Origin of the sequence: Pseudohaliea rubra DSM 19751, from assembly GCF_000764025.1 — a bacterium.
GTDB lineage: Bacteria > Pseudomonadota > Gammaproteobacteria > Pseudomonadales > Halieaceae > Pseudohaliea > Pseudohaliea rubra.
Map to the genome: position 1 here is coordinate 22,729 of NZ_KN234752.1, position 12,795 is coordinate 35,523.

13 protein-coding genes are annotated in these 12,795 nt (G+C 68.5%); 7 read left to right on the forward strand and 6 right to left on the reverse strand.

Annotated elements, in window-relative coordinates:
• Nucleotides 1–2 precede the first annotated feature (2 nt).
• The 6 genes from HRUBRA_RS04685 (at nt 3) to HRUBRA_RS14610 (ending at nt 6,273) form a co-directional block, all read left to right on the forward strand.
• Nucleotides 3–1,016, forward strand: a complete 1,014-nt coding sequence (locus tag HRUBRA_RS04685) for an adenosine deaminase (RefSeq protein ID WP_035514970.1) — start codon at nt 3–5, stop codon at nt 1,014–1,016.
• Between the two features lie 67 nt (nt 1,017–1,083).
• On the forward strand, nt 1,084–2,316 hold the full coding sequence (locus tag HRUBRA_RS04690; protein ID WP_052094408.1) for an NCS2 family permease: 1,233 nt from the start codon (nt 1,084–1,086) through the stop codon (nt 2,314–2,316).
• Nucleotides 2,317–2,346: 30 nt separating this feature from the next.
• Nucleotides 2,347–2,931 carry a phosphoribosyltransferase gene (locus tag HRUBRA_RS04695; protein WP_236629786.1) on the forward strand — a complete coding sequence of 195 codons (585 nt, stop codon included), beginning with the start codon at nt 2,347–2,349 and terminating at the stop codon, nt 2,929–2,931.
• Nucleotides 2,932–2,996: 65 nt separating this feature from the next.
• Entirely contained in the window at nt 2,997–3,929 is a 933-nt protein-coding gene (locus tag HRUBRA_RS04700; protein WP_035514972.1) for a ChaN family lipoprotein, read from the forward strand.
• Nucleotides 3,926–4,510, forward strand: a complete 585-nt coding sequence (locus HRUBRA_RS04705) for a nucleotidyltransferase family protein (protein ID WP_035514974.1) — start codon at nt 3,926–3,928, stop codon at nt 4,508–4,510. The genes HRUBRA_RS04700 and HRUBRA_RS04705 overlap by 4 nt, the downstream gene beginning before the upstream one ends.
• Nucleotides 4,511–4,644: 134 nt before the next feature.
• Nucleotides 4,645–6,273 carry a GGDEF domain-containing protein gene (locus HRUBRA_RS14610; protein ID WP_052094392.1) on the forward strand — a complete coding sequence of 543 codons (1,629 nt, stop codon included), beginning with the start codon at nt 4,645–4,647 and terminating at the stop codon, nt 6,271–6,273.
• Here HRUBRA_RS14610 and HRUBRA_RS14615 read toward each other — a convergent pair.
• From HRUBRA_RS14615 to HRUBRA_RS04735, 5 genes are read right to left on the reverse strand one after another with little or no spacing between them, the layout of a single operon-like run.
• Nucleotides 6,270–7,310, reverse strand: coding sequence for a tetratricopeptide repeat protein (locus HRUBRA_RS14615; RefSeq protein ID WP_052094393.1), 1,041 nt, complete (start codon nt 7,308–7,310; stop codon nt 6,270–6,272). The genes HRUBRA_RS14610 and HRUBRA_RS14615 overlap by 4 nt on opposite strands.
• 50 nt (nt 7,311–7,360) lie before the next feature.
• Nucleotides 7,361–8,701, reverse strand: coding sequence for an ATP-binding protein (locus HRUBRA_RS04720; RefSeq protein ID WP_035514976.1), 1,341 nt, complete (start codon nt 8,699–8,701; stop codon nt 7,361–7,363).
• The gene (locus HRUBRA_RS04725; protein WP_035514979.1) at nt 8,698–9,381 is read right to left on the reverse strand and encodes a response regulator transcription factor; all 684 of its coding nucleotides are present in this window, start codon (nt 9,379–9,381) and stop codon (nt 8,698–8,700) included. Before HRUBRA_RS04725 ends, HRUBRA_RS04720 begins: the two co-directional genes overlap by 4 nt.
• A 2-nt stretch (nt 9,382–9,383) precedes the next feature.
• Complete coding sequence (locus HRUBRA_RS04730) at nt 9,384–9,740, reverse strand: hypothetical protein (RefSeq protein ID WP_035514981.1); 357 nt, start codon at nt 9,738–9,740, stop codon at nt 9,384–9,386.
• A gap of 40 nt (nt 9,741–9,780) precedes the next feature.
• Nucleotides 9,781–10,296, reverse strand: coding sequence for a glycine zipper 2TM domain-containing protein (locus HRUBRA_RS04735; protein WP_052094394.1), 516 nt, complete (start codon nt 10,294–10,296; stop codon nt 9,781–9,783).
• Between the two features lie 166 nt (nt 10,297–10,462).
• On the opposite strand from HRUBRA_RS04735, the gene HRUBRA_RS04740 reads away from it, so the two are divergent.
• The gene (locus HRUBRA_RS04740) at nt 10,463–10,945 is read left to right on the forward strand and encodes a hypothetical protein (protein ID WP_035514983.1); all 483 of its coding nucleotides are present in this window, start codon (nt 10,463–10,465) and stop codon (nt 10,943–10,945) included.
• 44 nt (nt 10,946–10,989) lie between these two features.
• Here the strand turns inward: HRUBRA_RS04740 and HRUBRA_RS04745 are convergent, their stop codons facing one another.
• On the reverse strand, nt 10,990–12,708 hold the full coding sequence (locus HRUBRA_RS04745; protein ID WP_035514984.1) for a gamma-glutamyltransferase family protein: 1,719 nt from the start codon (nt 12,706–12,708) through the stop codon (nt 10,990–10,992).
• Nucleotides 12,709–12,795: the final 87 nt, after the last annotated feature.

Consider the following 12,795-nt stretch of genomic DNA (forward strand, 5'->3'; position numbering starts at 1 on the left):
TCATGCGAGACTTCATCCAGGCCCTGCCCAAAGCCGAGCTGCACGTTCACCTCGAGGGCACGCTGGAACCGGAACACATCTTTGCCCTCGCCCAGCGCAACGGCATCAATCTGGAATACAAGCGCCCGGAGGATGTGGTCGCCGCCTACGACTTCCACGACCTGCCCTCCTTCCTGAAGATCTACTATGCGGCCATGGATGTGCTGCGCGAGGAAGAAGACTTCTATGAGCTGGCCTGGCACTACTTCCAGCGCGCGGCAGCGCAGAACATCGTCTATGTCGAACCCTTCTTCGATCCCCAGGCGCACACGGTACGCGGGGTGTCCTTCGAAACGGTGATCAATGGCATCAGCCGCGCCCAGCGAGACGCGGCGGAGAAGCTCGGCGTGACGAGCAACCTTATCCTCTGCTTCCTGCGGGATATGAGCGCCGAATCCGCTGCGGAAACCCTCGCCGCGGTGGAACCCTTCCTCGACCGCATCATCGGCGTCGGTCTCGACTCGGACGAAAAAGACAATCCACCGGCGAAGTTCGCCGAGGTCTTCGCCCGGGCCCGCTCCCTCGGCCTCAAGCTGACCATGCACTGCGACGTGAACCAGAAGGACATCCTCGACCACCTCCGCGAGTGCCTGGATCTCATCGCCGTCGACCGCATCGACCACGGCATCAATGCGCTGGAAGACCCGACGCTCTGTGACGCCATCGTCGAGCGCGGCCTCGGGCTGACGATCTGCCCCGTATCGAACCGCTTCGTGGTGCAGAACCTCACCGGCGACGAGATCCGGCAGATGCTCGCCAAGGGCATGCGCGCCACCATCAACTCCGACGACCCGGCCTATTTCCGCGCCTACCTCAACGAAAACTTCGAGGCGCTGGTGGACGAGGCGGCTTTCACCGAGGCGGAGATTCTCCAGCTCGTGCGCAACGCTTTCACAGTCAGCTGGCTCCCGGAGGCAGCGAAGACGGCCTACCTGGCCCGCGTGGACGAAGCGCAGCGCGCCGCGGCAGCGCACTGACGTGCCGGGACGGCTGGAAACACGCTTCGGCATCGAGGCGCAGGGCAGCACCGTCCGTCGGGAGATCATGGCGGGTGTTACCACCTTCCTGGCCATGGCCTACATCACCGTGGTCAATCCGGCGATCCTCTCCGAGGCGGGCATGGACTTCGGCGCCGTGTTCGTGGCCACCTGCCTCGCCGCCGCCATCGGCACGGCGATCATGGGCCTCTATGCCAACTACCCGGTGGCGCAGGCGCCGGGCATGGGCCAGAACGCCTTCTTCACCTACGGCATCGTGCTCGGCATGGGCTATGCCTGGCAGACGGCCCTGGGGGCGGTACTCATCTCGGGGATCATCTTCATCGTTCTCTCCGTGCTGCCGGTGCGCGAGTGGCTGATCAATGCGATCCCCCGCTCCCTGAAGCTCGGCATCTCCGCGGGCATCGGCCTGTTCCTCGGTATCATCGCCCTCACCGGCAGCGACATCATTGTCCGTGACCCGGCGACGCTGGTCTCCCTCGGTGACCTGGCCGCCCTGCCGGCAACGCTGCTCCTGGTGGGCTTCGTGGTGATTGCCGCCCTCTCGGCCCGCCGGGTAACCGGCGCTGTGGTGATCGGTATGCTGCTGGTCACGGTACTCGGCTGGTCTACCGGGGCCGCCGAGTTCCAGGGCGTGGTATCGAAGCCACCTTCGCTGACGACCTTTCTCTCGCTGGACCTCGCCGGCGCCTTCGACCTGTCCATGGTGACAGTGGTGCTGACATTGCTGCTGGTCGACGTTTTCGATACCGCCGGCACCCTGGTCGGCGTCGCCAACCGCGCCGGCATGCTCGATGAAAACGGCCACCTGCCGCGCCTGCGCAAGGCCCTGCTGGCGGACTCGAGCGCCACTGCCATCGGTGCACTCCTCGGCACCTCGTCCACCACCAGCTATATCGAGAGCGCCGCCGGCGTCGAGGCCGGCGGGCGCACCGGCCTTGCCTCGGTGACTACCGCGCTCCTGTTCCTGCTTTGTCTGTTCATTGCGCCGCTGGCCCAGAGCATTCCGTCCTTTGCCACCGGCGCGGCGCTGCTGTTCGTGGCCTGCATCATGGCCCGCGCGCTGGAGGATCTGGAATGGGCCAACGTCACCGAAGCGACGCCGGCGGTGGTAACGGCCCTCGCCGTGCCCCTGACCTATTCCATCGCCGATGGCATCGGCCTGGGCTTCATCACCTACGCGGCGATCAAGCTCGTGGCCGGCCACGGCCGCGAGTGCCCCGCCGCAGTGTATGTGGTGGCGACGATCTTCGTGCTAAAGTTCGCCTTTCTTGGCTAGGGTAACGGCGGCTCCATGGAAGGCGGTTTGATGGAAGAACAGGTCATGGACGACAAGGTCTATATCTCCGCGAACGACCTTCTGGTGGACTCCTTCCGCCTCGCCCAGAAGATCTACGACAGCGATTTCCGTCCCGATTTCATCATCGGCGTCTGGCGCGGTGGCGCGCCGGTGGGCATCGCGATCCAGGAGTACCTCGAGTACGTGGGTATCCACACGGACCACATCGCGATCCGTACTTCGTCCTACTACGGCATCAACAAGCAGGATAAGACGGTGCGCGTGCACGGCCTCGACTACATCATCGACAACGTCAATGCCGAGCACCGGGTGTTGCTCGTGGACGACGTGTTCGACTCGGGCCGCAGCATTCGCGCCATCTTCGACAAGCTACGCGCCAGAGCCCGGCGCAATATGCCGGAGACCATGCGCGTGGCCACCCCCTGGTACAAGCCGGCCAGGAACGTCACTGACATCACCCCGGACTACTACGTCCACGAGACCGACGCCTGGCTGGTCTTCCCCCACGAGCTGGTCGGCCTGACGCCCGAGGAAATTCTCGCCAACAAGGGCGACCTCGCAAGCACCATCAGTCCGGGGCTGCACCAGCCCTGAAGGCGCAGGAAAAAAGCTACAGGCTCACTACAATAGTCGGCTGACGCCCCTCACCGGAGCCCGGCATGTCGTTTCTATCCCCGCCTTTCCCGCCGCTTTGGCGCCTCTTCCTCGTTGCCATCACCGGCCTTTTCGTTGCCTGCAGCACAGCGCCGGGGGATCTTAGCGCGCCGACGCAGTACTGGTCTGTAGAGCGCGGCGAGTGGCTGACGCCGGCTGCCGTCGCCGCAGCTGTGACGGAGGCCGACTACCTGCTGCTCGGAGAAATCCACGACAATGCGTCGCACCATCGGGGCCAGGCGGACCTTTTGCGGCGCTTTCCGGGGGACGACGTGGCGGTGGGTTTCGAGCAGCTGGACAGCACCCAGGCGCCGGGCCTGGAGCGGGCGCAGGCGAGCGACGAGCCGCTTGCCGTCATGCCGGAGGCGGTGGCCTGGGCGGATGCCGGCTGGCCGCCGTGGACGCTCTACGAACCGGTGTTTGCCGCGGCCCTGGAGGCCGGTCATGACCTCGTCGCCCTGTCCTTTCCCCGGCGCGAGGCCTTCGCCGTAGCCGGGAACGGCTTCCCCGCGGTGCTGCCTGACGAAGCGCTCGCTGTCCTCGCACCCGACACACTTCTCGATACGGCAGCGCAGGCAACACTGGAACAGGAACTGGCTGACGCACACTGCGGCAAGCTGCCGGCAGCCATGCTGCCGGCCATGGCGACCGTGCAGGTGGCGAGGGATGCGCACATGGCCTGGCGCCAGGTCAACGCCGGAGAGCGCGGCGTGCTGGTGCTCGGTGCTGGCCACGCGCGCCGGGACCGTGCCGTGCCGCGCTTTCTCGAGCGGCTCCGGCCGGAAGCAAAGATCGCCGTGGTCGTATTCGTGGAACGGCGACCGGACGCCATCTTTCCGGCAGACTACCCGGAGGCACAGCCCGGCTTCGCAGATTTCGTCGCCGTGACAGACGCAGCAGAACGGCCGGACCCCTGCGCGGGCATCGCTGAATCGTGAGCGGTACCGTCGGCGTCCTGCTCCTCGCCGCCGGCCGCGGGACCCGCTTCGGCAGCGACAAGCGGCTGGCCCGGCTCCCCGGGGGCGAGCGCCTGCTGGACTGCAGCATTGCAACGGTACATGCGGCCGATCTGCCGCTATGCGTGGCCCTCGGACCCGGCGATGAAACCCTGGCAATGGAGCTTGAGGCTCGCGCCATCGCGGCGTTCCGCTGCGCCGATGCGCCCCGGGGCATGGGGGCAACCCTTGCCGAGGCCACCGGTCGGCTCCCCCCCTGGGAGGCGGTGCTGATCGCCCTGGCCGACATGCCTTACCTGCGCTCAGGCAGCCTTCGTGCCGTTGCAGCTGCCGCGACTGCTGCTCGCATCTGCGTGCCAGCCTATAAAGGATGTCGGGGGCACCCGGTTGCCTTCGGCAGACATTTCAGGAAAGAGCTGCAGCGCCTTGGCGGCGACCACGGCGCCCGGGGCCTTATCGAGCGCTTCCCGCAGTCAGTGAGCGACATCGTCCTCGACGACCCGGGTATTCTTCGCGATATAGACCGTCCCGAGGACCTTGCCAGTAGCGTTGCACCGACATGAGGCTGGGGCACCCCACTGCGCAGGCAGCCGGGTGACAACGACAGCAGATTTTTTGGGAAGCTTGCCCCAAAACCTGCTGTCGCCCCCCCTGTACTGGCGCTAAACTGACGCATAACGACAATGAGGGACGTCGCTTGCCCCTGTTTCCACCTGATGCCAATCCGCCGCTGTCGCGCTGGCGCCTTGCCGTGGTGGTCGCCATCGTCGCCTGGCAATCGCTGAATACGGCAGCGCTGCACGCGGGCTTGTTCGGGAACACCCTCACCCCCTTCTTTCCCACCCCCTGGGCCCACGTTCTGCTCAAGACGCTCGCTGCGGTGGCGCTGGGCTATGCCGCCATCCGCGGGCGCAACTCGCCAACGCTGCCGTCGCTCACGCTTCTCTGCGGCGCCCTCGCCCTCGGCGCCTGGTCGAGCCTGCTCTTCCAGTTCGACATGGACTTCTACCGCGCCCCCGGCGCACCCTGGGCAGACGTCCTGAGCCTGGTCAGCTACGCGCTGATCTGCCTGGCCATCCTCTGGCTGCCGACGCACGGCGCTGTCTTTACCTCCCAGCGCATGCTGCTGACCGACCTGCTCATTGCCCTCGGCGCCTTCGCACTGCTGGTCTGGGAATTCGTGCTGCTGCCGAGCCGCAATGCAGAAGCGGCGCCAGCGATCCTTTCGGTGCTCGTGGAAGTGGGCTACCCGGTGCTCAATGCCGCCCTGCTGTCCGCGCTGCTGCTGAAATTTCCTATTTCCCGCCTCGGCCCGAACCGCGTGGCCTTCCGGCTGCTGGCCACGGCGGTGCTGCTCCTGTTCCTCGCCGACACGGCCTTCGGCACCCACCTTTACCTGCAGCGCAGCGAAACGCTGCTGCTTGCGGCCGAGCTGCTCTACAGCTTCGCGGCCATTGGCATGCTGGCCGCAGGACTGCGCTATGCGCGAGCGACAAGCCTGCACCCGGCGCCCATGGCCAGGGAGAAGAGCCAGATCGATCTGTCGCCGGTGAGCGTGGCCATGATGGTCGCGGTGCTGAGTGCACTGTTCTTCGAAGTGCTGCTCAAGGACGAGCCCAGCAAGCGTATCCTTCTCGGCACCGGCGCGCTCATGATGCTGCTGCTCTATCGGCAGATGCTCACCCACGCACTGCGCAAGGCCTGGATGGAGGTTCAGGAACAGCGCCTGCAGGCTACCGTGGACGAGCGCACCCGGGAGCTCGCGGAGGCAAACCGCAAGCTGGAACAGCTCGCGGAGCTCGACGCGCTTACGGGGCTGCCGAACCGGCGGGCCCTGGAGCGCAAGCTCAACGAAAGCTGGCAGTTATGCGCGCGCCTGGGCGAACCGCTGACCGTGGCCCTCATTGATATCGACTTCTTCAAGCCCTACAACGACAACTACGGGCACCCGGAGGGCGACAAGTGCCTGCGCGCCGTGGCCCAGGCCCTGGCGATGCATCTGCGCCGCAGTACCGACATGGTGGCGCGTTACGGCGGCGAGGAATTCGCGGTCGTCATGCCACTTACGGCAGCGAAGGCGGCTGCGGGATTCATGGAGGACCTGCGTGCGGGTGTTGCCGCCCGCCACCTCATCCACGAGCACTCGACCGTAGCGGACCGCGTTACTGTCAGCATAGGCCTCGCCGATGCCCAGCCGAAAGCGGGCACCAGCTGGCAGTCACTGCTTGATGCGGCAGACAAGGCGCTCTACGCGGCGAAGGATGCCGGACGTAACCGGGTACAGCTGACCACAGGGGCCTCCGCCTCGCTGCACGAAGTCAGCTAACGTCCTTTCCCGGGACCGGTCGGCGGCGGACCGCCGGGGGCGATTGCCAGACAGTCGTCGCCGCCGGCGCGAATCGCGGCGCAGGCGGCCCGGGCCTCCGCCAGGCTGGCGAAGGGCCCCGCCTCCAGGCGCAAAAAGCTGCCGCGCTCACCGAGCTCCACCGGCATCAGCTCATGGCGCAGGCCCCCGAGCACGTCCTCGTGGCGGGCCAGCAGCGTGCGCCAACCACGCTCCGCGTTGGCCGCCTCACGGTAGGCGGCAAGGCGCAGGCGCGGTAGACCCTGGAGACTGCCTTCAGCGACGACCACGGCCGACGCGGCGGCGACGGGCTCGGGCGCTGACCCGTTGTCGGCAGGCGGCGAGGAGCTCGCTGACGCATCGGTCTCGGCGCCAGCCCGGCCGATCGGGACCGGCCCCTGCTCCGATCCCTGCTCAACTCCCTGCTCCGACGCCATCCCCCCCGGTTCCCCCACCTCAGCGGGCAGCGCCGGCAGCACAGCCGGGCGGATCCCCGCTTCCCGCAGCTCCGTGAAGCGGCTCCACGCCTCGCGGTTGCCCGCCATGGCGGCGCGGGCGTACCAGGCAGCGGCCACGGCACGGTCCTGTTCGACGCCGCTACCCTGTTCGTAGGAATAGGCGAGGTTCACCTGCGCCGGTAGGTGCCCGCGCTCTGCCGCAGCGCTGAACAGGCTGACGGTCTCCGCAAGATCCCGCTCCACGCCGCGCCCGTCGAGGTACAGCAGAGCCAGGTTGTATTCGGCGTCTGCCAGCCCCTGAGCCGCGGCCCGGCGATACCAGCGGGCCGCCGTCGCGGCGCTCTGCTTCACACCCTGGCCGCGCTCGTAGGCAAGGCCCACAGCGAACTGGGCGCGGGCGTGGCCGTCCTCGGCAAGGGGGAGCCACTGCGCAAGCGCCGCCCCGTGCTCGCCCCGGCGCCAGGCGTCCTCCCCGGCCGCGTAGTCATCGGCCAGCGCAGGGGATGCCAGCGCTGCCATCAGCAGTGCCGCAAGCCAGCGGCCGCTACCCCATCGATTCACGGCGTTTCTTCCTTCAGCCAATCGCGTTGCTTGCAGTGTAGCGCAAGGCCTCAGGGCAGGCGGATACACACCCGTGCGCCGCCCAGCTCGCTGTCCTCAAGAACCAGCTCGCCGCGCTGGGCATGGACAATTTCCAGCACCACCGCCAGACCGATGCCCTGTCCCTCCCGGCGACTGTCCGCCCGCGCCCCCCGGTGCAGGAGGAGATCCCTGAGCTCCGGCGAAATGCCGGCCCCGTCATCTTCCACCGTGAGCAACAGGCCCTCGCCGGCGCTGCCTCCTGCCACGGTGACGCGAACCCGGGCGGCGGCATACTTGCAGGCGTTGTCGAGCAGGTTGCCGAGCAGTTCCAGCAGATCGCGCTCATCGCCGCGGAAGCGGGAGGCCGCCGGGCAGTGCGTTTCCAGCGCGAGCTGCCGGTCGGCATAGACCTTGAGCAGCGTGGCCCGGAGCCGCTCGAGGACCGGAGCCACCGCCACACGCTGCAGGAGCCCGCTGCTGCCCCCCGCGGCCCGCTGCAGGTGCCAGCCGATCACCTGCTCCATACGCTCGAGCTGCTCGTCGAGCAGCGCCGGGTAGGCGGCGTCCCCGGGCTCGGCGTTGCGCAGCACCGCAAGCGGTGTCTTCAGGCTGTGAGCGAGATCGGCAAGGGTGTTACGCATGCGCTCCCGCCGCTGCTGCTCGCCATTGAGGAGGAGCTGCAGATTCTCTGTGACCGGACGCACCTCCCGTGGCCAGGGCCCGTCCAGGCGCGCAGCTTCTCCCGCCTCAATACGAGCGATAGCCTCCGCCAGCCGGGCCAGGGGCCGCAGGCCCCAGGCCAGGATCAGCCCCTGCATGGCCAGCAGCACGACGATCGTGGCGCCGAGCCAGAACCACAGGCTGCGCCGATAGGCAGCCACATCCGCATCCCGGGGCGCCGTGCTCTCGGCGACCAGGAAGCGCAGCGGCACTGCGTCGCCCGCCTCCGTCTCCCAGAGCACCTGGTAGCTGTGGCGGAGCAGGCCGGCGCGCTCCGAGCGGTGCCGCTGTCCCGGGGCGAGGTCCGGAGTACCGCCGGCGAGGGTGGCGATCGGCTGCGGCAGCAGCGCCGCCGAGGGCGACAGCCAGAGCGGCTCACCGCTGCCACCTGTAACGAGGGCATAGAGCCCGGAATTCGGTTGCGCCAGACGGGGTTCCAGGGGAACCAGGGGCAGCGTGAGACCGCCGTTGTAGTCGGCCTGCGCGAGCAGCGCCAGCACCTGCAGCTGCAGCCGCTCGCCGGCCGCCGCGTCGAGGGCGAGCCGGTGCGCGCGCTCGAGGTACCAGCCGGTGGCGCCCAGGGCCACGGGCAGAAGCAGCGCCGAGGCGAGAAACAGCCGGGCAGCCAGCGACAGGGGTCGCCGGCTCATGCGCTCGCCCGGTCCAGGGTGAAGCGATAACCGGCGCCGCGCACGGTCTCGATCGGGGTCAGGCTGCCGTCCGGGTCGAGCTTGCGCCGCAGCCGGGCGACAAACTGCTCGATGACGTTACCGTCGCGGTCGCTGTCGTGGTCATAGAGGTGGTCCAGCAGCTCGCTGCGGGAAATGACCTCCCCGGCCCGGTGGGCGAGGTAGGCCAGCGTATTGTATTCGTAGGCCGTGAGCGTCAGCTCCTCTTGGCCGCGGCAAACCCGGCGGGCGCTGAAGTCGATGCGCAGCGGCCCGTAGTCGGCCACGGCGGAGCGACGCCCCTCGACCCGGCGCAGCAGGGCGCGTACCCGCGCCTCGACCTCCTCCAGGTAGAAGGGCTTGGTCACATAGTCGTCGGCGCCGGCCTCGAGGCCGCCAACCTTGTCCTGCCAGTCGGCGCGGGCGGTGAGGATGAGAATGGGCATGGCCAGGCCATCGTTGCGCCAGCGGGCAATGAGATCGATGCCGGCAACATCCGGCAGACCCAGGTCGACAATGGCGATATCACAGGGGTATTCGCTGGCGAGCCAGGCCGCCTCGCGTCCGTCGGGGGCCTCGTCGACCACGAAACCCGCCGCCCGGAAATGACCGGCGAGGCGCTCATGAAGCCGCGCATCGTCCTCGACCACGAGCAGGCGCATGGTCAGTCCTCAATGGTCACGGTGGTCACGCGCCCGTCTTCGCGCAGGAGCCGCACGCGGTAACCGTCGCGGGAGCGACCCACGGCGAGCGCACGGCCGCCGTGGCGGCGCTGTGCTTCCGCTGCCGCCGCCCGCGCCCCGGGGTCACCGCCCGCCGGGGCCACCAGGGACTGCCGCGACGACGGGCCCCGGTCCCGGTCCTGATCCCGGTCATCACCGCGTTCCTCGCGTCCCCGCTCGAGAGCCCGCAGGATCCGCTCCTGCCAGGCCTCGAGGCCGTCATCGTCGGCGCGCAGACCGGCACTGCCGACGAGCAGCGCGACGGTAAGCAGGGGCAGGCATAGCCAGCGAACGGGCATGGGCGCGGTCCAGCGGCAGGCGGCCCCGGGCGCAACGGGCTCAGGGCAGCGGGTTCAGCTCCACACGGACCGGGATTGTGGCACCGGGATCACGGGCCGTGCGCGTTTCGTAGATGGTATCGCCATAGCGGTAGCTGACGCGATAGCCGCCGACACGCTCCCGCTCCCGCAACTCGTACTCCACGGTGCAGACGTCCTCGGTGACGTAGTAACCGTCATCGCGCGGCTGTCGCCGGCCGATGTCGTTGCCCACGGAGGCGCCGAGCACCGCACCGGCGCCGGCGATGACTCCCTGGTGGCCGGTGTCATCGCCGATGGCGCCGCCGAGGGTGCCGCCGAGCACCGCACCGAGGATCGCCGGTGTGGCGGAGCGATTGCGGCCGCGCTCGACCACGCGCACCCGTTCCTGTCGACAGGTCTCGTGGGGTATACGCTCCGAGACGACTTCGACGATCGGCTGCACGGACACCACCTGAGCGTCGATGACGGTGCTGTGGGACTGCCCCAGGGCAAGGGCCGGGGCGCTGAGTGCAAGGGCGAGTAGGGTCTTCTTCACGGTTGCGTCCTCCTGTTCAACCTGCCTGCCATGGTGCAGGCGGCTTCCTGAACGGGCGCTGAACAACCCCTCAACATCCTCGCCGGCCTGTTCAGCGGGCGTTCAGGAAGCACACGGCAGGATGAGGTCGTGCACGTAGCCGGTGTGCGCGACAAGGAGGCATACCATGAGACGCAGACTCACTACCCTGACCCTCGCGGCGGCGCTCAGCGCCATCGCCCCGGGACTGGCTATCGCCGACCGGGATGACCGCTGGGATAACGACGACCGCTGGGACAGGCAGGGCCACTGGGAACAGCGCGGCGGCGGAGACCGCTGGCGCCGGAACCACTGGCGCTACCGTTGGCACTGGTCCGGCTACCGGGCTCTGCCCCGGCAGCGCTGGGGTGGCAGTTGGTACACCGTCCCGCGGCATCCCTGGTACCCGCAGTACCGGCACGGCTGGCACCGGGGCACGAGCCTTCTCGGCGGCGCCATCATCGGGTCGGCAATCACCGGCTCGCTCTTCGACCGCAACGACTGCCGGGACTGCGTGCGCTACCGCGATCCGCGGCCGACGCGGGAGATCACCGGCTGCTACCGCATCGAACGCACGCGGGATGGCTACGAACGGCGTATCGAACTGCCCGCCGGCGCGTGCCGACGCTAAGAAGCTGCGACCGGAGCTCCGGGCAGGCACTCAGCCCCTCAAGCTCAGGGCGCAACGCGGCGCACCGTGCCCTCCCGCCGCGGGTCCGCGGCACCCACGAGCCCCGCGGGGGTGACGCGGATAATGTGCAGGCCCGAGTTTTCACCCTCGCGCTCCTGCACCGGGTAGCCGCGCTCCGCGAGCGCATCAGCGAGCTGGTTTCCGGTATCAGAGCCCACCTCCACCCGGACGGACCGGCCCCGGGCGATAATGTTCGGGAAGGCCACAGCCTCGTCCACCGACAGGTCCCAGTCAAAGACGCCGAGCACCGTCTTGGCGACGTAGGCGGGAATGGAGTTGCCCCCGGGAGATCCGGTGACCATCACCAGAGCGCCGCTGGCGTCGTCGAAGATCAGCGTCGGCGACATGGAAGACCGCGGGCGCTTGCCGGGGCCCACGGCGTTGGCCGGGTGCGGCCCGGTCGCCGGCACCTCCCGGGCGAAGTCCGTCAGTTCGTTGTTGAGAAGGAAACCCGCAGCCCAGCGTGAGCTGCCGAAGGGCGCCTCGACGGTGGCCGTGAATGACACGGCGTTGCCGTACCCGTCGACGATGGACAGGTGCGTAGTGCCGCCGATCTCCCGCGTCGTGTCGGCGCCGTGCAGCGCGGCCCGCGGCTCCGCGAGCAGCACCGCCCGCGGGTCGCCATGAGTGGCCTCGGCGTCCGGCGCCGCCCGGTCACCGGCGCGCGCGGCAAAGTAGCGCGGGTCCAGCAGGTGTTCGAGCGAGAGGGTCATGGCGCGCGGGTCACCGAAATAATGATCCCGGTCCGCGTAGGCCAGGCGCTGTGCATCGACGAAACTGGCAATACGGTCTTCCTGGTCCGGGTCATCGGGCAGCAGGGCGTCATAGAGGTTGGCGATCAGTATCTCCATGGCGCCGGAGGATGGCGGCGAGGCGCTGCAGATGCGCAGGGAGCGCCAGGGGCCGCAGACCGCATCGCGCTCGGCGGGTCGGTAGGCGGCGATATCCGCCAGGCTGAGCGCGCCGGGGTTGGGCTCCGCGGCGACCGCAGCGACGATCTCGGCGGCAACGGGACCGCCATAGAAAGCCCCGATGCCCTCTTCAGCGAGCGCCTTCAGCGTCTCTGCGTAATCCGGGTTCGTGCGCAGGTCGCCGGCCTTGAGCGCCTCGCCGCCCGGATAGAAATACGCCGCCGTGGCCGGGTTATCGTTGAGGCGCGTATACTTTCTCATACGCTCGAGAAGCCCGGCCAGCCGCGGCGACACCTCGAACCCCGCCTCCGCAAGGCGGATCGCCGGCAGGAACAGCTCTGCCCAGGGCAGCTTGCCGTGCCGGTCGTGGGCCTGCTTGTACATGGCCACCACACCGGGCACGCCGACGGCGAGACCACTCTGCCAGGCATCCAGGAAGCCCATGACCTCGCCATCGCGCATGAACATGTCGGCCCGGGCCCCGGCGGGCGCCGTCTCGCGCCCGTCGTGGAAAACGATGCGGTCCTCACCCCGGTCGTAGGCCAGCATGAAGCCACCGCCGCCAAGACCGGAACTCTGTGGTTCCACCAGGCCCAGCACCGCGTGGGCGGCGATGGCCGCATCGACGGCACTGCCGCCACGCTCGAGCATTGCCACGGCGGCATCGGTGGCATAGGGGTTGGCGACGGCCGCCATAGCGCCGTGGGGCCAGTCGTCACTGGCGGCCGCTGTCCGCAGCGGCAGGGCGACGACGAAGAAAACGATCAGCAGCAGGTTTTTCACGGGATTCATGGGCGCTTCCTGTCGAGACAGAAGGCGCATGGTACCGAAAGCAGGCGCAGAGGGCATAACCCCTGGCTGCTGGCGCCCGGGGGTTCC